Raw genomic sequence first — 21,647 nt, 5'->3', positions numbered from 1 at the left:
ATGTCTGACCTCCGCAAGATCAATATCGACGGGCAAGAAATCGAAGTCGATGGTGCGATGACGCTGATCCAGGCCTGCGAGCAGGCAGGGGTCGAGGTACCGCGCTTCTGCTATCACGAACGTCTGTCGATTGCCGGCAACTGCCGGATGTGTCTGGTTGAGGTTGTTGGCGGCCCTCCCAAACCGGCGGCCTCTTGCGCGATGCAGGTCCGCGATCTGCGCCCAGGGCCTGAAGGACAGGCGCCGGAGGTCAAGACGAACTCGCCCATGGTCAAGAAAGCCCGTGAAGGGGTGATGGAGTTCTTGCTCATCAACCACCCGCTGGATTGCCCGATCTGTGATCAGGGTGGCGAGTGTGACCTGCAGGATCAGGCCATGGCCTATGGTGTGTCGGGCTCGCGCTTCAAGGAAGCCAAGCGTGCCGTGGATGATCTGGATTTGGGACCGCTGGTCGGGACTGCGATGACCCGCTGCATCAGCTGTACCCGCTGTGTGCGGTTCACCACTGAGGTCGCAGGCATTACTCAGATGGGTCAGACCGGGCGCGGGGAAGATGCGGAGATCACCTCGTACCTGAACCAGACACTGGATTCGAACCTGCAAGGCAACATAATTGACCTGTGCCCAGTTGGAGCTCTGACCTCGAAGCCGTATGCCTTCACAGCGCGCCCGTGGGAACTGACCAAGACCGAAAGCATCGACGTGATGGACGCCTTGGGGTCAAACATCCGGGTCGATACCAAAGGGCGCGAAGTGATGCGTTTTATGCCCCGCAACCACGACGGCGTGAACGAGGAATGGATCAGCGACAAGACCAGATTTGTCTGGGATGGCCTGCGTCGCCAGCGTTTGGACAAACCTTATGTGCGTGAAAACGGCAAGCTGCGCCCGGCCTCGTGGCCCGAGGCGTTGACCAAGGCGGCCGAGGCGCTGAAAGGGGCTGACAAGCTGGCCGGTCTTATCGGTGATCTGGCTCCGGTCGAGGCTACTTTTGCGCTGAAGCAGGTGATCGAAGGGCTGGGCGGTGTTGTTGAATGCCGGACTGATGGGGCCAAACTGCCTTCGGGTAATCGTGGGGCCTATACCGGAACGGCAACGATCGAGGATATCGATGCGGCAGAACGAATTCTGTTGATCGGAACGAACCCACGCGACGAAGCTCCGGTTCTGAACGCGCGTATCCGCAAGGCCTGGGCACATGGCGCCGAGGTGGCTTTAGTCGGGCCTGCAGCCGATCTGACTTACGCGTATCACCATATGGGAGAAGACCGCGCAGCATTGCAGAAGGTCCTCGACATGGGCGGCGATGATGAGATCAAGGGCAAAGCCTCGCTGGTCATCGTCGGGCAAGGTGCTTTGCTCGAGGCGGATGGCGCAGCTGTCTTGGCCGCAGCGCAAGCCATTGCGGCCAATACCGAAAGTGGACTGCTTGTTCTGCATACCGCGGCGTCTCGCGTGGGTGCGATGGATGTGGATGCCACCAACGAAAATGGCATGGATGCCGTAAGTGCGGCTGACGTGATCTACAATCTGGGCGCTGATGAGATCGAAATCGGCGAAGGGGCCTTTGTGATCTATCAGGGCAGCCACGGTGATCGCGGCGCGCATCGTGCCGACGTGATCCTGCCGGGTGCCGCTTACACTGAGGAAAACGGGCTGTTCGTGAATACCGAAGGCCGACCACAACTGGCGATGCGGGCTGGATTTGCCCCCGGTGAGGCCAAGGAAAACTGGGCCATCCTGCGGGCTTTGTCAGCGGAACTGGGCGCAACACTGCCCTTCGACTCACTTGCGCAACTGCGTACCGCTTTGATCGAAGCCGTTCCGCATCTGGCCCAGATCGACCAAGTGATTGAGAATGAGGTCCAGCCACTGGATGCCGGTTCTCTGGGTCAGGCTACGTTCCGCACTGCGGTTAAAGACTTCTACCTGACCAACCCGATTGCACGGGCGTCGCAACTGATGGCCGAGCTGTCCGCTCAGGCGCAGGCACGGAACGCCGGGAAGATCGCGGCGGAATGAATACAGCACGTTTCATATCGCTTTCAGAGGCCAACACCGCCGCCTGCGGTGTGGGGATCGGGGAATTGCGCATGAAACGCAATGAAAAAGGTGGCGCAAAGGCTGTAGATGCTATTTACACCTACGCGCCGACCAAACCGCAATATGCGCAGGCACTTGGCCTGAACATCACGCGCGAAAAACGGAATACCCACGGTGTGAGGACCAATGGCTGATTTCTTTAACACCCCAGGCGGAATAGCCATCACCATTTTGGCGCAAGTGATTGCCGTTGTTGCCTTTGTGATGATCTCGCTGTTGTTCCTTGTCTACGGCGACCGCAAGATCTGGGCGGCTGTTCAGATGCGCCGCGGCCCTAACGTGGTTGGTGTCTATGGCCTGCTGCAATCTGTGGCTGACGCTCTGAAATATGTGGTCAAAGAGGTGGTCATCCCCGCCGGGTCCGACCGCACGGTGTTCATACTTGCTCCGCTGACCTCATTCGTGTTGGCAATGATCGCCTGGGCTGTGATCCCGTTCAACGATGGCTGGGTATTGTCGGATATCAACGTCGCGATCCTGTACGTCTTTGCCGTATCCTCGTTGGAAGTTTATGGCGTGATTATGGGTGGTTGGGCGTCGAACTCAAAGTATCCGTTCCTCGGATCGCTGCGCTCTGCCGCACAGATGATTTCTTATGAAGTTTCCATCGGTTTGATCATTATCGGCGTAATCATCTCAACCGGTTCGATGAATTTCGGCCACATTGTCGAGGCGCAGGACGGTCGGTTCGGTTTCTTCAGCTGGTACTGGCTGCCGCATTTCCCGATGGTTTTCCTGTTCTTCATCTCGGCGCTGGCCGAAACCAACCGGCCGCCGTTCGACTTGCCCGAGGCTGAATCGGAACTGGTCGCCGGTTATCAGGTCGAATACTCAGCGACACCGTTCCTGCTGTTCATGGCAGGCGAGTACATCGCTATCTTCCTGATGTGCGCGCTGACCACGCTGCTGTTCTTCGGCGGCTGGCTTTCCCCGATCCCCGGCTTGCCGGACGGAGTGCTGTGGATGGTCGCCAAGATGGCGTTCTTCTTCTTCCTCTTCGCGATGGTCAAGGCGATCACGCCCCGCTACCGCTATGACCAGCTGATGCGGTTGGGCTGGAAAGTCTTCCTGCCCTTCTCGCTGGCCTGGGTGGTCTTTGTGGCCTTTGCGGCGAGGTTCGATTGGTTCTGGGGCGCGTTTGCCCGGTGGAACGTAGGAGGCTGATGATGCGTTGGCGAATTCTGTCTCTGGCCTTTGTTTACTTGGCCGTTAGTGCCTCGTTGCTTCATGCAAGAGGTACGGAAACGGTGTGGGAAAAAAATTATTTGGAAACGGCGCAATCGTATTGTGCCCCACAAGTTGAAGCTGTGATGCAGAATGCGGAACAAACGGCCAAACGCCTTTCCGAGGCAAAAATCGAGTGGGACTACGACATCCCTGAAAGCCAGCACCGTGCCTTCAATAAGATGGGTGCTTGGTCGATTGTGATGGCCAATCAACACATCCACTTGACGATATATATGAATACAATAAGAGAAGGGCATCCCGATGCAGGGCGACTGGTCAATGCAAACCAATCGCTTCTAGAAATGCTTGATTGCCTTTGGCCGGCTCGGGAAGATCGAGATCTGATTGATCAGATGGTGCTTTCCACGCCTATGGATGAATCAGGCGAAGGACTCACGTATTCTTCTTCCGATTTTTTGTTTTCTACGCTGGACCTAGCAGAGTGTTACCGTTGGAGAGAAGCCAGCCGTCGGGTGTTGGAAATACCGCAGCAATCGAAAGATGCCCAAACACGAATGTATGAGGTTTTGCAAGATACAGTTGGGCAGTGCGAAGAGACATTCGAATTGCCGTTCGAAAGGAAGTCCTAGGCCATGACCCAAATCGACTATACCCGCGCCGCCAAATACTTTCTGCTACAAGACTTCTGGGTCGGCATGAAACTGGGGTTGAAGTATTTCTTCGCCCCCAAGGCCACCATCAACTACCCGCACGAAAAGGGGCCGCTGTCTCCGCGCTTCCGCGGTGAACACGCACTGCGCCGCTATCCGAACGGCGAAGAACGCTGCATCGCCTGCAAACTGTGCGAGGCGATCTGCCCCGCGCAAGCGATCACTATCGACGCCGAACCGCGCGAAGACGGCAGCCGCCGGACGACACGCTATGACATCGACATGACCAAATGCATCTATTGCGGCTTCTGCCAAGAGGCCTGCCCAGTTGATGCTATCGTGGAAGGTCCCAACTTTGAATTCGCGACAGAAACCCGCGAAGAGCTGTTCTACGACAAAGAAAAATTGCTCGATAACGGCGAACGCTGGGAAGCCGAGATTGCCCGCAATCTGGAAATGGACGCGCCGTACAGATGAGTGACACGCCCCAAAATCCGTTCGACCTGATGATGAAGCAGGCGCAGGACATGGCCAAGGCGATGAACCCGGCGATGGAGAATTTCTCGCCCAAGGGCTTTGAGGCTCTTTGGCCGACCATGCCCAAAGAGGTCATGGAGATGATGTTCGGCAATACCGTCAACAAGGACGGGTTGGATGCCAAGACCCGCCTGCTGCTAACACTGGCCGGGCTGACCTGCCAGGGCGCGCAGGCAGATGCGGCGGTGCGTCAGACCGTGCGCCACGCGCTTGAGGCTGGCGCCAGGAAACAAGAGATCGTGGAAACGATCGGTCAGATGTCGGTCTTTGCCGGCATCCCGGCTATGACCCGTGCGTTGGAACTGGCGCAAGAGGTCATGGGCGACAACGAGGATGAGGATCAATGACCGTCTTTGCCTTCTACCTGTTTGCAATCAGCGCCATCACCGGCGGGCTGTTTACGGTGATCAGCCGCCAGCCGGTGCATTCGGTGCTGTGGCTGATCCTGTCCTTCCTGTCTTCGGCGGGACTGTTCGTTCTGCTGGGAGCCGAGTTTGTGGCAATGCTGCTGATCATCGTCTATGTCGGCGCGGTCGCAGTGCTGTTTCTCTTCGTTGTGATGATGCTTGATGTGGATTTTGCCGAGCTCAAGGCCGAGATGGCGCGCTATATGCCGCTGGCCTTGCTGATCGGTCTGGTCATCCTAATGCAGTTTGTCATGGCCTTTGGGGCTTGGGACAGCGCGCAAGGCGTTGAGGCCAATCTGGCACAGCCTGTCCCAACAGACCGCCACAATACCGAGGCGCTGGGCGTTATTCTTTACGATCAATACTTCCTTCTGTTCCAGCTGGCGGGCCTCGTCCTGCTGGTGGCCATGATCGGCGCCATCGTGCTGACCCTGCGCCATCGTCAGGACATCAAGCGTCAGGATATCGTCGGCCAGATGATGCGCGACCCGGCCAAGGCGATGGAGTTGAAGGACGTGAAACCGGGGCAGGGACTTTAAGACGATGATCGGACTTGAACACTATCTTACAGTCGCGGCGACGCTGTTTGTCATCGGCATCTTCGGCCTCTTCTTGAACCGCAAGAACGTCATCATCCTGCTGATGAGTATCGAGCTGATGCTGCTGGCGGTGAATATCAACCTTGTGGCGTTTTCCAGTTTCCTCGGTGATCTGGTCGGGCAGGTCTTCACCCTGTTCGTGCTTACCGTGGCAGCAGCCGAGGCGGCGATTGGTCTGGCCATTCTGGTCTGCTTCTTCCGCAACCGTGGCACCATCGCGGTTGAAGACGTCAATATGATGAAGGGGTAAGAGAACATGGAAACCACCATCCTCTTTGCCCCTCTGGTGGGCGCGCTGATTTGCGGGTTCGGCTGGAAGTTTATTGGCGAGAAGGCCGCCATGTGGACCGCTACAGGTCTGCTGTTTCTGGCCTGTCTGCTGTCGTGGATTGTGTTCTTTACCTTTGACGGTGTGACGCAACAGATCGAGATCATGCGCTGGATCGAAAGCGGTTCGCTGTCGACCAGTTGGGCCGTGCGTCTGGACCGGCTGACCGCGATCATGCTGATCGTAGTGACCACCGTGTCAGCGCTCGTTCACCTCTATTCCTTTGGCTACATGGATCACGACCCGCAATGGCGTGAAGGCGAAAGCTATAAGCCGCGCTTCTTTGCTTACCTGTCGTTCTTTACGTTCGCCATGCTGATGCTGGTGACGTCGGACAATCTGGTTCAGATGTTCTTTGGTTGGGAAGGCGTGGGGGTCGCGTCTTACCTGCTGATCGGCTTTTATTACCGCAAACCATCCGCGAACGCCGCCGCGATCAAAGCTTTTGTGGTGAACCGGGTCGGTGACTTTGGTTTCGCGCTGGGTATTTTTGCGCTATTCTTCTTGACCGACAGCATCAACTTCTCGGACATCTTCGCATCGGCGCCTGCACTTGCAGAAGAAAAGCTGCACTTCTTGTGGGGCGATTGGACCGCAATTGAGGTGATTTGCGTCCTTCTCTTCATCGGCGCGATGGGTAAATCGGCGCAGCTGATCCTGCACACCTGGTTGCCGGACGCGATGGAGGGCCCGACCCCTGTGTCGGCGCTGATCCACGCCGCAACCATGGTGACCGCGGGTGTGTTCCTGATTTGCCGCATGTCGCCGCTGATGGAGTTTGCGCCGGGTGCGACCGGATTCATCACCGTGCTGGGTGCCTCGACAGCGTTCTTCGCCGCAACCGTGGGTCTGGTACAGACCGACATCAAGCGCGTCATCGCCTATTCGACCTGTTCGCAGCTGGGCTATATGTTTGTTGCTGCTGGCGTTGGCATGTATTCGGCGGCGATGTTTCACCTGTTCACGCACGCGTTCTTCAAAGCGCTGCTGTTCCTCGGAGCGGGTTCCGTAATTAACGCGATGCATCACGAGCAAGAGATGACTGAATACGGCGGCCTGCGAAAGAAGATCCCCTATACCTTCTGGGCAATGATGATCGGAACGCTGGCCATCACTGGTGTGGGCATCCCGTTGACGACCATTGGCTTTGCCGGGTTCCTGTCCAAAGACGCGATTATTGAAAGCGCCTATGCGGGTGGTTCCGGCTATGGCTTCTGGATGCTGGTGATCGCGGCAGCGTTCACTTCGTTCTACAGTTGGCGCCTGATTTTCCTGACCTTCTATGGGGAACCGCGGGGCGACAAGCACACCCATGATCACGCGCATGAAAGCCCTCTGACAATGCTGGTTCCGCTGGGCGTGCTGTCACTGGGTGCGGTGTTTGCTGGGATGATCTGGTACGGCAACTTCTTTGGTCATACGGACAAGGTCGGTAAGTTCTATGGCATTCCGGTCGCCGAGGCGTCGGAGCATGCAGAGGCCGGCGACCATGGCCAAGCTGACGCGCATGCTGAAACCACCCATGCTGATGACAGCCATTCGGACGAGGGCCATGCCGATGATGCTGCACATAGCGACAAGGCCGCGAAAGGTGGCGATCACCACTATGTCTTCGCAGGAGAGCCTGGCGAGGGCGCGATCTACATCGCGCCGGACAACCATATCCTGGACGACGCGCATGCTGCTCCGAAATGGGTCAAGGTTTCGCCTTTTGTCGCAATGTTGCTGGGCTTTGTCGTGGCCTACTGGTTCTACATCGTGAACACCTCGCTACCGGCGCGTTTGGCGCAGAACCAGCGTCCGCTGTACCTGTTCCTGCTGAACAAGTGGTATTTCGACGAAATCTATGACGCGATCTTCGTTAAACCGACCTTGGCGCTTGGCCGGTTCCTGTGGAAACGCGGTGATGGCAACACCATCGACGGCTTCCTGAACGGAGTGGCCATGGGCGTAGTTCCCTTCTTTACCCGCCTCGCAGGCAAGGCGCAGACGGGTTACATCTTTACTTACGCCTTCTGGATGGTTCTGGGCATCGCAGCCCTTGTCACCTGGATGTCGATCGGCGGGGGCGCACAATAATGGATAATATCCTCTCCATCGTCACCTTCATCCCCGCCGTGGCGGCAGGCATCCTGGCCCTGTTCTTGCATGGTGAAGACGTGGCTGCTCAGCGCAATGCCAAGTGGGTTGCGCTGGTGGCGACTACAGTGACGTTCTTAGTTTCGATCGGCATTTACACTGGCTTTGATCCTTCGAACACCGGCTTTCAGATGGTGGAAGAAGGTGAATGGCTGATGGGCCTAAAATACAAGATGGGTGTGGATGGCATTAGCGTTCTGTTCGTGCTGCTGACCACCTTCATCATGCCGCTGACCATTCTGGCCAGTTGGCATGTCACCGACCGCGTCAAAGAATACATGATCGCCTTCCTTTTGCTGGAAACGCTGATGCTGGGCGTGTTCATGGCGCTGGATCTGGTGCTGTTCTACCTGTTCTTCGAAGCTGGGTTGATCCCGATGTTCCTGATCATCGGTATCTGGGGCGGCAAGGACCGTATCTATGCCAGCTTCAAGTTTTTCCTCTACACCTTCCTAGGCTCGGTGCTGATGCTGGTGGCGATGGTGGCGATGTATGCAGATGCGGGCACTACTGATATCGAAGCACTAATGCTTCATCACTTCTCGTCCGAAGGGTTCAGTGTGCTGGGCATCTATATCGTTGGCGGCATGCAGACGCTGATGTTCCTGGCCTTCTTTGCCAGCTTCGCTGTGAAAATGCCGATGTGGCCGGTACATACATGGTTGCCGGATGCCCACGTTCAGGCGCCTACTGCAGGCTCGGTCGTGCTGGCAGCCATCCTTCTGAAAATGGGTGGCTACGGTTTCCTTCGTTTCAGCCTGCCAATGTTCCCGGTAGGATCAGCGGTGATGACCGATCTAGTGCTGTGGATGTCGGCAATTGCGGTTGTTTACACCTCGCTGGTGGCGCTGGTGCAGGAAGATATGAAGAAGCTGATCGCATATTCCTCGGTCGCGCATATGGGCTTTGTGACAATGGGGATTTTTGCCGCAAATCAGCAAGGGGTCGACGGGGCCATTTTCCAGATGCTGAGCCACGGGTTCATTTCGGCGGCACTCTTCCTTTGCGTCGGAGTGATCTATGACCGGATGCACACACGTGAGATTGAAGCCTATGGCGGTCTGGTGATCCGGATGCCGGCCTACGCGCTGGTCTTCATGCTGTTCACCATGGCCAATGTGGGCCTGCCGGGCACCAGCGGGTTCATCGGTGAATTCCTTACATTGATGGGTGCTTTCCAGGTCAACACATGGGTGACGGCTGTGGCTGCCTCTGGCGTGATCTTCTCGGCGGCCTACGCGCTATGGCTTTATCGTCGGGTCGTGTTTGGTGATCTAATCAAGGAAAGCCTCAAAGCGATGACCGACATGAGCTCGCGCGAGCGGCTTATCTTTGCGCCTCTGATCGTAATGACGATCCTGCTGGGTGTGTACCCGTCGCTGGTGACCGATGTGATTGGCAACTCAACGGCTGCGCTGATTTCGAACTATGACATGGCTCTGGCCGCGGCTGAGGCTGCGACCCAGTCGGCCGCTTCGCATTAAGGGGGCTTTGGAGACATGATCCAGGCTGATCTGACAATAATCCTGCCGGAAATCATTCTGGCCGTGTATGCGATGGCGGCGCTTTTGGGGGCTGTCTACACGACGAAGGACGGGCTTGCGCCGACGCTGGTTTGGACGACAGCGGGGTTGATGGCGCTGCTGGCGATCTGGATCGCGACCAATGGCGATGGCACCAACGTTGCGTTCAACGGCATGTTTGTCGATGACGGGTTCGCAAGGTTCTCGAAGGTAGCAATCCTGTTGTCCGCTGCGGCCATTCTGGTGATGAGCCAGGAATACATGGCGCGTCGCGACCTGTTGCGGTTCGAATTTCCGTTGTTGGTCGCGCTGGCCGCTGTCGGCATGATGATGATGGTCAGCGCCGGCGATCTGATGTCGCTGTACATGGGGTTGGAGCTGCAGTCACTGTCGCTTTACGTCGTGGCCGCGCTACGCCGGGACAGCGCCAAATCGACTGAGGCTGGTCTGAAGTACTTTGTGCTGGGTGCGCTGAGTTCGGGTCTGCTGCTATACGGTGCATCTCTGGTCTATGGATTTTCCGGCACTACGCTGTTCTCGGGCATCATTCAGACGGTACAGGATGGTGAGATTTCGATTGGCCTGCTGATTGGTCTGGTATTCCTGATTTCAGGCCTTGCGTTCAAAGTGTCAGCCGTGCCGTTCCACATGTGGACACCGGACGTGTATGAAGGCTCACCCACACCAATCACTGCCTTCTTTGCCACGGCGCCGAAAGTGGCGGCCATGGCTCTGTTCGCACGCGTAATGCACGATGCATTTGGCGGTGTGATCAAGGACTGGCAACAGGTGATCGTCCTGCTTTCGGTTCTGTCGATGCTGCTGGGTGCAGTTGCGGCGATTGGCCAGCGTGACATCAAGCGACTGATGGCGTTCTCGTCGATCGCCCACATGGGATATGCGTTGATCGGTTTGGCTGCAGGCACCGAGATGGGCATCAAGGCGATGCTGATGTATCTGGCGATTTATGTAACCATGAATATCGGCACATTCGCGTTCATCCTGATGATGGAGCGGGATGGTAAGCCGATCACGGACATCGACGCCCTGCGCCAATATTCGAAGCGGGAACCGGGCAAGGCGCTGGCAGTGTTGATCTTGATGTTCAGCCTGGCGGGCGTGCCGCCGATGTTGGGGTTCTTCGCCAAGTTTGGCGTCTGGCAGGCAGGTGTTAGTGCGGGGCTAACCGGGCTGGTAATCGTCTCGGCCATCGCATCGGTCATCGGCGCGTTCTATTATCTGCGGATCGTGTTCTACATGTATTTCGGGGACGAAAACGATGAGCCGATCGAGACGCATTCTTCGCCGGTTCTTTGGGTCGCCCTGATGGGCTCGGCCGCGTTGATGTTGGTGGGCGTGTTCTATCAATTCGGAATTGAAGGCGCAGCTGCAGCTGCGGCAGCGACACTTGTCAACTGATCCACGTAGCAGCTTGAACCCGGGGGCTCGGTCAACAGACCGGGCCTTTTTGACATGACAGATTGGCCCCAAGGATACGGCCTGCATGTGCTTAACGAGGTCGACAGCACGTTGAACGAGGCCGCGCGTATGGCCCCGACAGCGACTGGGCCAGTGTGGATCATGGCGCATCATCAGACGGCGGCTCGTGGGCGGCGGGGCAGGGCATGGGCTAACCCCAAAGGAAACTTGGCCGCGACTTTGCTAATGCGCCCTCAAGGGAATCCGGAAGAGGCGGCACTGCGCAGCTTTGTGGCGGCGCTGGCACTGTTTGACGCCTGCGTAGCAGTCACCGGGCGGGCAGCAGGCTTGACACTTAAATGGCCCAACGATGTCTTGCTGAACGGCGGCAAGCTGGCTGGCATCTTGTTGGAAAGCACGGGGCAGGGGCGCGGCGTCTCGCACTTGTCCATCGGTATCGGCGTGAACTTGTCCGAGGCGCCGGGGGCGGAATTGGTCGAACCAGACGCTGTCCGCCCGGTTTCTCTGTTATCCGAAACTGGCGCCCATGTGACGCCTGAGGATTTTCTGACCGAACTGGCTGCTGCCTATGCCGGGTATGAAAACCAATTCGCTACTTACGGGTTCGAACCGATCCGCACGGCATGGCTGGCCCGAGCCGCAAAATTGGGAGAGGTCATCACGGCCCGTACCGCAGCGTCGGAAACGGTTGGAACCTTTGAAACGGTGGACGCCGGGGGCAACCTTGTCCTAAACACCGCCAAGGGCCGTGTCAGCATTCCTGCGGCGGATGTGTTTTTCTGAAGGAGGCTCAGATGCTTCTGGCTATCGACTGCGGTAACACGAACACTGTCTTCTCAATCTGGGATGGCGAAGAGTTTCTGTGCACTCTGCGCACGTCGACCCATCATGCACGCACTGCGGATGCTTATTTCACGTGGTACTCGACGCTGGTGAAACACTATGGGATCGAGGCTGAGATTACGGATGTGATCATCGCCTCCACCGTGCCGCGCGTTGTGTTTAACCTGCGGGTCTTTGCAGATCGGTTCTTTGGATGTCGGCCGCTGGTGGTGGGCAAGCCTGAATGCCTTTTGCCGATGGCCCCCCGTGTTGACGAGGGCACCGTGCCCGGCCCAGATCGTCTGGCCAACGCCGCTGCCGCATTCGACCGGCATGGCGGCAATGTGGTTGTGGTCGACTTTGGCACTGCAACAAACTTTGACGTGGTCGCGGCGGATGGGGCCTATGTTGGTGGCATCATCGCGCCGGGCGTGAACCTCAGTCTCGAGGCGTTGCACCAGGGGGCGGCTGCCTTGCCACATATCGATATCACCCGCCCTGAAAAAGTGATTGGCACAAATACGGTTGGCTGTATCCAATCCGGCGTGTATTGGGGCTATTCCGGCTTGATCGAGGGACTGATTTCCCGGATCAAAACCGAATATGGAATGCCGATGAAAGTCGTTGGGACCGGTGGGCTTGCGCCTCTGTTCGATCAGGCGGACGTGGGGTTTGACGCAATCGAAGATGATTTGACGATGCACGGGCTGACCGTGATTCATCGCTATAACAAGGACAATGGCTCGACATGAGCAGCGAAAGACTGATCTACCTACCGCTAGGTGGTGCCGGTGAAATTGGCATGAATGCCTATGTCTACGGCTATGGCAAACCTGGAAAAGAACGGCTGATCCTCGTAGATCTGGGCGTGACCTTTCCCGACATGGACACAACCCCCGGCGTTGACCTGATCCACGCAGACATTTCCTGGCTGCGAGAGCGCGCGGACCGGCTGGAAGCCGTATTTGTTACCCACGCGCACGAGGACCACGTGGGCGCGGTGGCGCATTGCTATGAGGCGCTGGGTGCGCCTGTCTATGCGCGCGCCTTCACCGCCAACATCGCACGGCGCAAGATGGAAGAACACGGCCATCCAGAAGATGCCGTGCATACAGCGTCTGCATGGCCGGAACAGATAACCGTTGGTCCGTTCACGGTGGGTTTCCTGCCGGTCTCGCACTCGATCCCGGAAAGTGCTGCCCTGGTGATCGACACGCCTGAGGGCAGAATTGTTCATTCTGGTGACTTCAAGCTGGATGAAAATCCGGTTGTGGGTGAAGCTTTTGATCCCGAGCTCTGGGCCGAGGTCGCCAAGCCCGGTGTCAAAGCGCTGGTGTGTGACAGCACAAACGTGTTCTCCCCCCACGCGGGTCGGTCCGAGTCCGAAGTTGGTCCCGAGATTACCAAACTGGTCGAGGAAGCCAGCGGCATGGTTGTCGCCACCACTTTTGCGTCGAACGTTGCGCGGGTGAAAACATTGGCTGAGGCGGGCGAACGGGCTGGACGCTCAGTCGTTCTGTTGGGGCGCGCGATGCGCCGGATGATTGAGGCCGCGACCGAAACGGGTATTCTGACCAGCTTTCCGCGTGTCGTCAGCGCCGAAGAGGCCGTCGATATGCCGCGCCAGAACCTGATGCTGATCGTAACCGGCAGCCAGGGTGAACGCCGCGCAGCCAGCGCGCAATTGGCGCGGGGAAAATACCGCGGGTTGGAATTGAAAGAGGGCGATCTGTTCCTGTTTTCGTCGAAAACGATTCCCGGCAATGAACGTGGCGTAATTTTCATCATGAACCAGCTCAGCGAAAAGGGCGTGGATGTGGTGGATGACAGCTCGGGCCTGTATCACGTGTCTGGCCACGCCAACCGCCCGGATCTTGAGAAAGTACATGCGCTGATCGATCCGCAGATTGTCATCCCGATGCATGGTGAACATCGCCACCTGCGTGAGCATGTCAAACTGGCCGAGGCCGGGGGCCGTTCGGGTGTTCTGGCGGTGAACGGTACAATGCTGGACCTGACCGGCAATGCGCCGCAGGTTGTCGACTATGTCGAAACCGGACGGACCTATCTGGACGGAACGGTCAAGATCGGTGCGCTGGACGGCGTGGTGCGCGACCGAATTCGCATGGCCTTGAACGGCCATGTGACGGTAACCGTCATTCTGGACGAGGAAAACGAGCCGCTGGGAGAGCCCTGGTGTGACACGATGGGCCTGCCCGAACTGGGGTCGTCTCGTGCCGCGCTGGTCGAGGTCCTGGAAGAGGATCTGAACCAATTCCTGATGCGGGCTGAAGACAAAACTTTGCGCGACGACGACAAGTTAGAAGAAGCCATGCGCCGAATTGTTCGCCAAACGGCAAAGAGCGAGATTGGCAAAAAGCCCGAAGTCACGACGGTGATCAGCCGGATGAAGTAAACTCAACTGGGGGCCAATGGCCCTCAGTCCGCTTCGGGCATGGGATAGCCACGAAGCCTGAGGAACAGGTTTTCCTCTTCAGTGTTCAGAAAGAACGGAACGGATTTGGGCGGTGTTGGATCTGTGACCCGCGCGGCGATTTCGGCCAGCACGACCTCGGTAATGAACGGCAGGTCGAATTCGCGCGCCCGATCCAGCGCAACCCATTGCAGATGCGACAGCTCGTCCGAGGCACGGCTGAAATCGTCCAGATCGCCCTGAATTTCTGCAGCATCCACCAGAAAAAAACGCGCGTCGAACCGGCGTGGACGTCCCGGCGGGGTGACAGCCCGAAAGACGAACTGAAGTGCCTGTGCGGATGGGCGGTATCCCATCTGCGCAAAAGCTGCCCAGTCTTCGGTCAGCGGGCCGGCCCAGTCATCGGGCTGGCCCAGGATCAGGCCCGTTTCTTCCCACAGTTCTCGGATAGCGGCTACGGCCAAGGCGGTTTGCAACCCGGCTTGCGACTGTTCAGCAAGACGTTCCCGGCACACAGTAGGTAGATCCGTGACAAGCGCCACGTCTGCATCAGATGCGTCGACAGCGCCGCCGGGGAACACAAACTTGTTGGGCATAAACGCGGCATTCGCGCCGCGTTGTCCCATCAAAATAGACGGATTAGTCAGACGATCCCGCAGAACAATGACCGTCGCCGCGTTCCGTATAGCTGTTTTGTCCACCGTCATCCCTTGTCCAACGCGCGATCCGGAATCACTTGGACTGGCCAAAGCCGTGCATACGGCGGGCCCATTGATAGGCGACAACTGCCCCTTTCAATCGAGGCAGCAAAAACAGCGACAGGGCCGTGCAGCCGAAGGCGAAGATCAGGAACATCGTCAGGGGTTCGGGCCGCCAATGGACGTAAGAGACGTGCAGCGCCGGCGCCAATAGGTGACCCACCACCAAAATCGTCAGATAGGCCGGGCCATCATCGGCGCGATGGTGAAACAGCTCTTCTCCGCACTTCGAACATTCGTCGTTTACCTTGAGGTAGCTGTGCAACAGTTTGCCTTCACCGCAATTGGGGCAACGGCAAAGGAACCCTTTGACCAATGCAGGCTTTGTCGGGCGGTCTTCCACGTCGGTGGTGTCGATCGTTTGATCTGTCATGTTGATACTCGCGCGTTCCAATGATGAGGGTATAACGCTTGTTTGGCCCACCGGGAAAGGGGGTGCGTCGCTTTGCATCGCTCAAGCGTTTTGAAAAAAGTTTCGATCCCCGCGACGGAATGCTCAGTCTGCCGCGTTTGAACCTATGTAAGCAGCGGCAATGGCGCCGCGAAAACAAGGGAAAAACGATATGAAAAGCGCCAAATTCATTCCGGCAATCGTTGTGTCAGCACTGGCAATCACCGGCACGTCCGTTTTGGCCGCAGGCGGTAAAGATCGCGAACCTGTGACCTTTCAACAGCTCGACGCGAACGGTGACGGGCAGGTGACCAAGGAAGAAATGCAGGCTCATCGGAATCAGCGTTTCACTAACGCCGACACAGACGGCGATGGCCAGCTGAGTGTAGAAGAGATGCAGGCCGCGGGCCAACAAAAGGTCAACGATCGTGTTACGAAGATGTTTGAACGCAACGATGCCAACAAGGATGGGTTTCTGAGTGAGGACGAGTTGCCCAAGCCACGCCGCGCTGACAAGATGTTTGACCGGATCGATGCAAACGACGACGGCGCCATCTCGGAAGAGGAATTTGCCGATGCAAAAGACAGAATGGGTAAACGCCACAAGAAACGTGGGAATGCGGATTCTGACGACAGCTGATGCGGGATGGAGGACCTGACCTCTGCTCCACAAGACGTTCGCGGCGTGGATTACGCCGCGAACGAACCGGGTGACGATGCGTTGCTCAGGCAGTTTGCCAATGGCGATGCTACAGCGGCACGCGTGCTCACTGATCGGCTTGCACCACGCAGCTTGTCGGTGGCGCTTCGGTTTCTTGGCAACCGCGCTGAGGCCGAGGATGTCACGCAGGAGGCCATGATGCGCCTGTGGCAGATGGCACCCGATTGGGTGCCTGATCAGGCCAAAGTGTCGACATGGCTTTATCGTGTGACGTTGAATCTGTGCGTTGATCTACGCCGTAAAAAGACGCCGGACCGGTTGGCCGATGTGCCAGAGCCCGAAGATGAAGAGGCTAGTGCGGCGGATCGCTTGCAGGATGCCGCCCGCAAGGACGCGCTGCAAACGGCGCTGTCACAGCTGCCCGAACGGCAGCGGCAAGCCGTTGTTTTGCGGCATATTGAGGAATTGCCCAACCCCGAAATCGCGGGGATCATGGGAATCTCGGTGGAAGCGGTGGAAAGTCTGACGGCACGAGGAAAACGGTCGTTAACGGCTATTCTGGCCGGACGACGTGATGAACTGGGGTATGACGATGACTGAAGACAAAGACAATCTGGATCTGTTGTTCGCCCAGGCCCGACAAGACCGTCAGGAGTTGCCGGATGACTTGGCCGTGCGCATTCTCACGGATGCAGAAGCGGTTCGGTTGAGCCGACTGCAACCAGACGAGCCTAAGGCAGCCCCTCGTTGGGCACGCTTGCTTACCGGTCTGGGCGGTTGGCAGGGAATGGGCGGTTTGGTTGCGGCCAGCATGGCAGGTGTCTGGATCGGTTTTTCAGCACCGGAGTTTCTGCCCGATCCCGCCAACTACATTTACGCAGAGGATGTTAGTTTCGTAGTCGCTGACCTAAGTCTGGATACGAGTTTTCTGGAGGACGCCGAATGAGCGATAGCCCCAAACCCAAAAGCCGCTGGATGTCAGTTTTGCTTGTCATCTCGCTGGCCTTGAACCTGCTGGTTGTCGGCGTCGCGCTGGGGACCGTACTGCGGGTCAAAGGCGGGGATCATGCAAAATCACCACCGGGCTTCGGCTCGGCGCTGTATCGTGCGCTGCCAAAAGAAGAGCGGAAAGCTATGCGCGGCGAGCTATTCGACCGTCACAAAAAAGGGGCCAACAACCGATCCCAGGATTTTGCACAACTCAGCGCTGCACTACGGGCAACCCCGTTCGAAGCGGCGGAGGTTCAGGCCCTGTTGGACCAGCAGGCGCAATCCATGGCGGACCTGCAGGATGCCCTGCAGCAAGAGTGGCTGGCGCGGGTCGTCGCCATGAGCGATGAAGAACGTCTGGTCTATGCCGATCGGTTGGAAGAGGTCGTCAAACGAGGTCCGCGTGGCCATAAGAAAAAGGACTGAAGGTTTCAGGCAGCGCTCTGCCTGACCCTTACTTGATTGCGGCCCGCCTTCTTGGCTGCGTAAAGTGCGCTATCGGCCGATTTCAGCAATTGTTCCAACGGCTCGCTATGGGTCAGGGGCGGATTTGGAGCCGTCAGGCCGATGCTGATGGTCACGGGCACCGGGGCTGAAGCATCGGGCAGAGAAAAGGGTGTTTTGCTGATACAGTCGCGCAGGGTTTTGGCCAATTCTATCGCCCCAGTCGGAGAGCTGTCGGGCAGACCAATCATAAACTCCTCTCCCCCAATACGCGCGACAAACCCAGCTGATCCAACCGTACGCTTCATGCGCATTGCAGCCTCGGTCAAAACCCGGTCGCCGCTGACGTGCCCAAAGCGGTCATTGATGGTCTTAAAGTGATCCAGATCTGCCAGCATCACAACAAAACCGTGACCGGTTCGCGAAGGCTGCCGCGCCATCTGATTCATCGCTTGCATGGCATAGCGACGATTGTGCAGCCCGGTCAGCGGATCAACCCACGATTCGGCAAGCCCACGTTTTAACGTAGCGCGCATCCGGTCCATGCGTGCCTTTCGCGCAACCTGATTGTCTAGTTGCAACTGAACCTCTTCGGCGCAGAACCCGTCCATGCAAACGGCGTCGGCACCACGATCCAGCGCTTCGCACGCTAATCCGGCGTCGTGATCCGCCAAGACGGCGATCAAAACCGTGTGCCGAGTTGCCCCCCTCGACTTTAAATCGGCCAGTGTATTCAGACCCGCGGCGCTTGTTCCGATTTCGATCAGGATCGCGTCTGGCACCGATCCTGACAACAATGCACGCATGTTCGAAGCCAGATGGTTTCTGAGGCTGTGTCGCGATCGCCCCGACAACGCGGTCTTCCACAGTGTTCCGATCCTGGCAGTTTGGGTAAGTATGGCCACATGAGCCTGTTTGGGAGGGGCAATCAACGTGGCGGCCGGTTCAGCAAATCCAATTGGGTGCGATCCGTTGCCTAATTGAAGCTCTTGAGTATCAGCACGCGCGCGCAGAAGGCTGCGAATTCGGGCCAAGAGCAATGTGTCCGTGAAGGGGGCGGTCAGCACATCATCCAACCCGTCTGCCAATGCTTGCAGTCTTGCGGCTTTGTCGTTCTGCGGCGCGATCGCGACGACCGGAACATCCCCCAGTTCCGGGTTGGCTACCACTAGTCTTTTGACGTCTGCTGACGAGCCGTCGGGCAACGTTTGTGCAACCAGCACCAAATCGGGGTGCGTTCGCCGCAGTAGCCCGGCCAGACCATGCAGCTTTTCAGCCTGAACCACGTGATACCACGCCGCCGTCAACTGGACCTTTAGCATAATGCGATTGGTCGAAGTCCCGTCGAGGACAAGGATGGTTCCCTGCACGGACATATCAGTCACCGTTGATTGCATGCGTTGCCAAAGTGTTTATGAGTCTGGTTAACAAACCCTTTCCAACTGCACTTCCGAGGCCTTTTTATGCCGATCACCGCCCAATCCGCCGAAACGCTTGCCCTGAACGTCCTTGGGTGGCTGGTCGGAAATGACGAGTTGCTGCCGATTTTTCTGGGCTCGACGGGCGCATCGACCGATGATTTGCGGGTCCGCGCATCAGAGGCGGAATTCCTGAGTTCGGTTCTTGAATTCTTGATGCTTGACGATTCGTGGGTGATCGCTTTTTGTGACGCCAATTCCGTGCCCTATGATCTGCCGGGTCAGGCAAGGGCTGTATTGTCTGGTGGCGGCGACGTTCACTGGACATGAAACAATACACTGACAGGAGCATGCAATGCCTATCGACGCGATCTTGTTCGACAAGGACGGAACACTGTTTGACTTCGCGGACACTTGGGGTGGTTTCGGACGCAGCGTGTTGGAAAAATTGTCAAACGGGGACCTAAAGCGCGCGGCCGAACTTGGTCACGCCATCGGCTTTGATCCGATCACCGAGAAATATTCCGACGACAGCATTGTAATTGCAGGGACCGTTGAAGAGATCGCCGAAGCCCTCGCACCGTTTTTCCCGGATATGCCCAGCGATGAGCTAGTCGACATTCTGAACATGGAATCGGCGACGGCGACACAGGCCCCGGCTGTTCCATTGGTTCCCTTCCTGGACGCTTTGCGGCAGGCGGGCCTTAAATTAGGTGTGGCCACGAATGACGGGGAAATGCCCGCGTTGCAACATCTTGCTTCAGTCGGGATTCGCGATCACTTCGATTTTGTTGCCGGGTACGATAGCGGCCATGGGTTCAAACCTGGACCAGGGCAATTGATCGCTTTTGCCGCGCATGTCGGCGTCGAACCGGCTCGTGTGGCAATGGTTGGTGACAGTTTGCATGATCTTCAGGCTGGGCGTGCCGCTGGAATGACTACAATCGGGGTGCTGACCGGGTTGGCCCCAGCCGAAGCGCTGGCGCCGATGGCGGATGTGGTGCTCCCAGATATCGGTCACATTCCCGCCTGGTTGGCCGAAAACTGACCAACTGATGGCCGATTTCGACGGTTCGAGTTAAAAAACCGACAGAGTGTGTCGCAGACAGAGCGGCGATTGCCCTGACTTCGGGGCTTGCTTGAAGAAAGCAAGTTCCGGAGGGTTCCAATGGCTGACACACAAACTCGCAAACGTCGCGGAGGGGGACGGGCCGGTGCGGCGGCACGCAGAGGCAGCTCGGTGATCGACCAAATGCCGTGGAATCCGCCAATCAACATCGACAAACCCACCGAACCGCTGGATCAAGCTGGCATCGAAGCGATCCACGAAGGAGCAATGCGCATCCTCGAAGAGATCGGTATCGAGTTTTACAACGAAGAAGCCCTCACTATCCTGAAAGAGGCCGGCTGTACGATCAATGGCGACAACGTTCGCATGGGCCGGGATTTCGTGATGGAAATGGTGGCCAAAGCGCCGTCAAAGTTTACGATCACGCCACGAAACCTCGACAAGACGATTGAGGTTGGTGGCAAAACCCTGCTGTTCGGGAACGTCTCCTCTCCGCCGAATTACTGGGATCTTGAGATCGGGACCAAGGTGGCCGGTAACCGTGAGATGTGCCGGAATCTGCTGAAGCTGACGCAGTATTTCAACTGTATCCACTTTGCCGGGGGCTACCCGGTTGAGCCGGTCGATATCCACGCCAGCGTCCGGCATCTGGACGTTCTCTATGACAAGCTGACGCTCACCGACAAGGCAATGCACGCCTATTCGCTGGGCAAAGAGCGAGTTGAGGACGTGATGGAAATGGTTCGAATCGCTGGTGGTCACAGCCATGAAGAGTTCGAGTCGACCCCGCGGATGTATACCAACATCAACTCGACCTCGCCGTTGAAACATGATCATCCGATGATTGACGGCTGTTTGCGCCTGGCGCGGCGCGGGCAGGCGATTGTCGTGACTCCGTTCACACTGGCAGGTGCGATGGCACCGGTTACGATGGCGGGCGCGGTTGCGCAATCTCTGGCCGAGGCGCTTTGCGCAATCGCGCTGTTCCAATATGTCCGGCCCGGAATTCCCTGTGTTATCGGGACGTTCACGTCCAACGTTGACATGAAATCCGGCGCACCTGCATTTGGGACACCCGAGTACATGCGCTCGACCCAAATGACCGGCCAGATGGCGCGTTACTATGGTCTGCCGATGCGTTCATCAGGCGTGTGTGCCGCGAACGTGCCGGACGGGCAATCGGTTTGGGAGACATCGAACTCGCTCTGGGCTGCGGTGCAATCGGGCACCAACATGGTATATCACGCGGCCGGGTGGCTTGAGGGCGGGCTGATCGCCAGCCCCGAGAAATTCATCATGGACTGCGAGATATTGCAGCAAATCCAAAGGTATATGCAGCCCGAGGTCACCGCGACAGGCCCTGACGAAATCGCATTGGATGCGATCAAGGCCGTTGGAAACGATGGTCACTTCTTTGGCGTCCAGCATACCCAGGACCGCTACACCTCTGCATTCTATCAACCCTTCCTGAGTGATTGGAAAAACTACGAAGGTTGGGACGTGGCCGGTGGTATCTGGACGGCAGAGCGCGCCCACCACATGTTCAAGGAAATTGTAACCAGCTTTGAGCCCCCGCCGCTAGATGACGGAATCCGCGAGGAGCTGGCGGATTTCGTCGCCCGCCGAAAGGCGGAAGGTGGCGCGCCGACAGATTTCTAGTGCGACAACAAATACCTCCATAATGAGACTCTTCCAGATTGTCCTCAGCGCATCGCTTTTTTGGCTATTTGTTAAGGATTATCTGAC

At 57.5% G+C, this 21,647-nt stretch carries 24 protein-coding genes; 21 read left to right on the top strand and 3 right to left on the bottom strand.

Translation table 11 applies throughout. From position 1 onward, the window contains the following. The 14 genes from nuoG to ACR0AK_RS10775 are packed head-to-tail and all read left to right on the top strand — an operon-like array spanning position 1 to position 14,152. A complete protein-coding gene (gene nuoG, locus ACR0AK_RS10840; RefSeq protein WP_480793305.1) occupies positions 1–2,022 on the top strand; it encodes an NADH-quinone oxidoreductase subunit NuoG in 2,022 nt (673 codons plus the stop codon). Continuing rightward, on the top strand, positions 2,019–2,237 hold the full coding sequence (locus tag ACR0AK_RS10835; RefSeq protein ID WP_480793304.1) for a hypothetical protein: 219 nt from the start codon (positions 2,019–2,021) through the stop codon (positions 2,235–2,237). Before nuoG ends, ACR0AK_RS10835 begins: the two co-directional genes overlap by 4 nt. Beyond that, entirely contained in the window at positions 2,230–3,267 is a 1,038-nt protein-coding gene (nuoH, locus tag ACR0AK_RS10830) for an NADH-quinone oxidoreductase subunit NuoH (protein WP_480793303.1), read from the top strand. Before ACR0AK_RS10835 ends, nuoH begins: the two co-directional genes overlap by 8 nt. Positions 3,268–3,269: 2 nt before the next feature. After that, entirely contained in the window at positions 3,270–3,920 is a 651-nt protein-coding gene (locus tag ACR0AK_RS10825; protein ID WP_480793302.1) for a hypothetical protein, read from the top strand. 3 nt (positions 3,921–3,923) lie between these two features. Continuing rightward, complete coding sequence (gene nuoI, locus ACR0AK_RS10820) at positions 3,924–4,418, top strand: NADH-quinone oxidoreductase subunit NuoI (protein ID WP_050602762.1); 495 nt, start codon at positions 3,924–3,926, stop codon at positions 4,416–4,418. Then, positions 4,415–4,825, top strand: coding sequence for a carboxymuconolactone decarboxylase family protein (locus ACR0AK_RS10815; protein WP_170558475.1), 411 nt, complete (start codon positions 4,415–4,417; stop codon positions 4,823–4,825). The genes nuoI and ACR0AK_RS10815 overlap by 4 nt, the downstream gene beginning before the upstream one ends. After that, the gene (locus tag ACR0AK_RS10810) at positions 4,822–5,424 is read left to right on the top strand and encodes an NADH-quinone oxidoreductase subunit J (RefSeq protein WP_480793301.1); all 603 of its coding nucleotides are present in this window, start codon (positions 4,822–4,824) and stop codon (positions 5,422–5,424) included. Before ACR0AK_RS10815 ends, ACR0AK_RS10810 begins: the two co-directional genes overlap by 4 nt. Before the next feature lie 4 nt (positions 5,425–5,428). Further along, a complete protein-coding gene (gene nuoK, locus ACR0AK_RS10805; RefSeq protein ID WP_005984024.1) occupies positions 5,429–5,734 on the top strand; it encodes an NADH-quinone oxidoreductase subunit NuoK in 306 nt (101 codons plus the stop codon). A gap of 6 nt (positions 5,735–5,740) precedes the next feature. After that, positions 5,741–7,891 (top strand): NADH-quinone oxidoreductase subunit L, encoded by a 2,151-nt coding sequence (gene nuoL / locus ACR0AK_RS10800; protein ID WP_480793300.1) that lies wholly within the window; start codon positions 5,741–5,743, stop codon positions 7,889–7,891. Continuing rightward, positions 7,891–9,435, top strand: a complete 1,545-nt coding sequence (locus ACR0AK_RS10795; protein ID WP_170558471.1) for an NADH-quinone oxidoreductase subunit M — start codon at positions 7,891–7,893, stop codon at positions 9,433–9,435. Before nuoL ends, ACR0AK_RS10795 begins: the two co-directional genes overlap by 1 nt. A 15-nt stretch (positions 9,436–9,450) precedes the next feature. After that, positions 9,451–10,893, top strand: coding sequence for an NADH-quinone oxidoreductase subunit NuoN (gene nuoN, locus ACR0AK_RS10790; RefSeq protein ID WP_170558470.1), 1,443 nt, complete (start codon positions 9,451–9,453; stop codon positions 10,891–10,893). Between the two features lie 54 nt (positions 10,894–10,947). Beyond that, complete coding sequence (locus ACR0AK_RS10785) at positions 10,948–11,697, top strand: biotin--[acetyl-CoA-carboxylase] ligase (RefSeq protein ID WP_480793299.1); 750 nt, start codon at positions 10,948–10,950, stop codon at positions 11,695–11,697. A gap of 11 nt (positions 11,698–11,708) precedes the next feature. Beyond that, on the top strand, positions 11,709–12,488 hold the full coding sequence (locus tag ACR0AK_RS10780; RefSeq protein ID WP_170558468.1) for a type III pantothenate kinase: 780 nt from the start codon (positions 11,709–11,711) through the stop codon (positions 12,486–12,488). Further along, on the top strand, positions 12,485–14,152 hold the full coding sequence (locus tag ACR0AK_RS10775) for a ribonuclease J (protein ID WP_480793298.1): 1,668 nt from the start codon (positions 12,485–12,487) through the stop codon (positions 14,150–14,152). Before ACR0AK_RS10780 ends, ACR0AK_RS10775 begins: the two co-directional genes overlap by 4 nt. A gap of 23 nt (positions 14,153–14,175) precedes the next feature. On the opposite strand, the gene ACR0AK_RS10770 is transcribed toward ACR0AK_RS10775, so the two are convergent. Together ACR0AK_RS10770 and ACR0AK_RS10765 are read right to left on the bottom strand one after the other, a co-directional pair. After that, the gene (locus ACR0AK_RS10770) at positions 14,176–14,877 is read right to left on the bottom strand and encodes an NUDIX hydrolase (protein WP_480793297.1); all 702 of its coding nucleotides are present in this window, start codon (positions 14,875–14,877) and stop codon (positions 14,176–14,178) included. 25 nt (positions 14,878–14,902) lie between these two features. Then, positions 14,903–15,301 (bottom strand): DUF983 domain-containing protein, encoded by a 399-nt coding sequence (locus ACR0AK_RS10765; RefSeq protein WP_170558463.1) that lies wholly within the window; start codon positions 15,299–15,301, stop codon positions 14,903–14,905. Positions 15,302–15,491: 190 nt separating this feature from the next. Between ACR0AK_RS10765 and ACR0AK_RS10760 the strand changes: the two genes are divergently transcribed. From ACR0AK_RS10760 to ACR0AK_RS10745, 4 genes are read left to right on the top strand one after another with little or no spacing between them, the layout of a single operon-like run. Then, a complete protein-coding gene (locus tag ACR0AK_RS10760) occupies positions 15,492–15,959 on the top strand; it encodes an EF-hand domain-containing protein (protein WP_170558462.1) in 468 nt (155 codons plus the stop codon). 6 nt (positions 15,960–15,965) lie between these two features. Then, positions 15,966–16,580 carry an RNA polymerase sigma factor gene (locus ACR0AK_RS10755; RefSeq protein ID WP_480793296.1) on the top strand — a complete coding sequence of 205 codons (615 nt, stop codon included), beginning with the start codon at positions 15,966–15,968 and terminating at the stop codon, positions 16,578–16,580. Then, positions 16,573–16,926, top strand: a complete 354-nt coding sequence (locus tag ACR0AK_RS10750; protein WP_480793295.1) for a hypothetical protein — start codon at positions 16,573–16,575, stop codon at positions 16,924–16,926. The genes ACR0AK_RS10755 and ACR0AK_RS10750 overlap by 8 nt, the downstream gene beginning before the upstream one ends. Next, the gene (locus ACR0AK_RS10745) at positions 16,923–17,396 is read left to right on the top strand and encodes a periplasmic heavy metal sensor (protein ID WP_480793294.1); all 474 of its coding nucleotides are present in this window, start codon (positions 16,923–16,925) and stop codon (positions 17,394–17,396) included. The genes ACR0AK_RS10750 and ACR0AK_RS10745 overlap by 4 nt, the downstream gene beginning before the upstream one ends. A 5-nt stretch (positions 17,397–17,401) precedes the next feature. Here ACR0AK_RS10745 and ACR0AK_RS10740 read toward each other — a convergent pair whose 3' ends face one another. Beyond that, positions 17,402–18,790, bottom strand: a complete 1,389-nt coding sequence (locus ACR0AK_RS10740; protein ID WP_480793293.1) for a diguanylate cyclase — start codon at positions 18,788–18,790, stop codon at positions 17,402–17,404. A gap of 87 nt (positions 18,791–18,877) precedes the next feature. On the opposite strand from ACR0AK_RS10740, the gene ACR0AK_RS10735 reads away from it, so the two are divergent. From ACR0AK_RS10735 to ACR0AK_RS10725, 3 genes are all read left to right on the top strand, one after another. Continuing rightward, positions 18,878–19,162, top strand: a complete 285-nt coding sequence (locus tag ACR0AK_RS10735; RefSeq protein ID WP_480793292.1) for a DUF3572 domain-containing protein — start codon at positions 18,878–18,880, stop codon at positions 19,160–19,162. A gap of 25 nt (positions 19,163–19,187) precedes the next feature. Beyond that, on the top strand, positions 19,188–19,880 hold the full coding sequence (locus ACR0AK_RS10730; RefSeq protein ID WP_480793291.1) for an HAD family hydrolase: 693 nt from the start codon (positions 19,188–19,190) through the stop codon (positions 19,878–19,880). A 120-nt stretch (positions 19,881–20,000) separates the two neighbouring features. After that, complete coding sequence (locus ACR0AK_RS10725) at positions 20,001–21,560, top strand: trimethylamine methyltransferase family protein (protein WP_480793290.1); 1,560 nt, start codon at positions 20,001–20,003, stop codon at positions 21,558–21,560. Positions 21,561–21,647 lie beyond the last annotated feature (87 nt).

It is taken from the genome of Ruegeria sp. BI12 (assembly GCF_056537985.1).
This window is presented reverse-complemented; position numbering and strand designations above follow the sequence as displayed.

Excerpts from the sequence above, each read along its gene's own strand:
- ACR0AK_RS10785 (WP_480793299.1), top strand. The coding sequence starts at position 10,948 with ATGACAGATTGGCCCCAAGGATACGGCCTGCATGTGCTTAACGAGGTC.
- ACR0AK_RS10730 (WP_480793291.1), top strand. The coding sequence starts at position 19,188 with ATGCCTATCGACGCGATCTTGTTCGACAAGGACGGAACACTGTTTGAC.
- nuoK (WP_005984024.1), top strand. The coding sequence starts at position 5,429 with ATGATCGGACTTGAACACTATCTTACAGTCGCGGCGACGCTGTTTGTC.
- ACR0AK_RS10755 (WP_480793296.1), top strand. The coding sequence starts at position 15,966 with ATGGAGGACCTGACCTCTGCTCCACAAGACGTTCGCGGCGTGGATTAC.
- ACR0AK_RS10735 (WP_480793292.1), top strand. The coding sequence starts at position 18,878 with ATGCCGATCACCGCCCAATCCGCCGAAACGCTTGCCCTGAACGTCCTT.
- nuoI (WP_050602762.1), top strand. The coding sequence starts at position 3,924 with ATGACCCAAATCGACTATACCCGCGCCGCCAAATACTTTCTGCTACAA.
- ACR0AK_RS10815 (WP_170558475.1), top strand. The coding sequence starts at position 4,415 with ATGAGTGACACGCCCCAAAATCCGTTCGACCTGATGATGAAGCAGGCG.
- ACR0AK_RS10810 (WP_480793301.1), top strand. The coding sequence starts at position 4,822 with ATGACCGTCTTTGCCTTCTACCTGTTTGCAATCAGCGCCATCACCGGC.
- ACR0AK_RS10760 (WP_170558462.1), top strand. The coding sequence starts at position 15,492 with ATGAAAAGCGCCAAATTCATTCCGGCAATCGTTGTGTCAGCACTGGCA.
- ACR0AK_RS10725 (WP_480793290.1), top strand. The coding sequence starts at position 20,001 with ATGGCTGACACACAAACTCGCAAACGTCGCGGAGGGGGACGGGCCGGT.
- ACR0AK_RS10750 (WP_480793295.1), top strand. The coding sequence starts at position 16,573 with ATGACTGAAGACAAAGACAATCTGGATCTGTTGTTCGCCCAGGCCCGA.
- nuoG (WP_480793305.1), top strand. The coding sequence starts at position 1 with ATGTCTGACCTCCGCAAGATCAATATCGACGGGCAAGAAATCGAAGTC.
- nuoN (WP_170558470.1), top strand. The coding sequence starts at position 9,451 with ATGATCCAGGCTGATCTGACAATAATCCTGCCGGAAATCATTCTGGCC.
- ACR0AK_RS10765 (WP_170558463.1), bottom strand. The coding sequence starts at position 15,301 with ATGACAGATCAAACGATCGACACCACCGACGTGGAAGACCGCCCGACA.
- ACR0AK_RS10740 (WP_480793293.1), bottom strand. The coding sequence starts at position 18,790 with ATGTCCGTGCAGGGAACCATCCTTGTCCTCGACGGGACTTCGACCAAT.
- ACR0AK_RS10745 (WP_480793294.1), top strand. The coding sequence starts at position 16,923 with ATGAGCGATAGCCCCAAACCCAAAAGCCGCTGGATGTCAGTTTTGCTT.
- nuoH (WP_480793303.1), top strand. The coding sequence starts at position 2,230 with ATGGCTGATTTCTTTAACACCCCAGGCGGAATAGCCATCACCATTTTG.
- ACR0AK_RS10825 (WP_480793302.1), top strand. The coding sequence starts at position 3,270 with ATGCGTTGGCGAATTCTGTCTCTGGCCTTTGTTTACTTGGCCGTTAGT.
- ACR0AK_RS10795 (WP_170558471.1), top strand. The coding sequence starts at position 7,891 with ATGGATAATATCCTCTCCATCGTCACCTTCATCCCCGCCGTGGCGGCA.
- nuoL (WP_480793300.1), top strand. The coding sequence starts at position 5,741 with ATGGAAACCACCATCCTCTTTGCCCCTCTGGTGGGCGCGCTGATTTGC.
- ACR0AK_RS10835 (WP_480793304.1), top strand. The coding sequence starts at position 2,019 with ATGAATACAGCACGTTTCATATCGCTTTCAGAGGCCAACACCGCCGCC.
- ACR0AK_RS10770 (WP_480793297.1), bottom strand. The coding sequence starts at position 14,877 with ATGACGGTGGACAAAACAGCTATACGGAACGCGGCGACGGTCATTGTT.
- ACR0AK_RS10775 (WP_480793298.1), top strand. The coding sequence starts at position 12,485 with ATGAGCAGCGAAAGACTGATCTACCTACCGCTAGGTGGTGCCGGTGAA.
- ACR0AK_RS10780 (WP_170558468.1), top strand. The coding sequence starts at position 11,709 with ATGCTTCTGGCTATCGACTGCGGTAACACGAACACTGTCTTCTCAATC.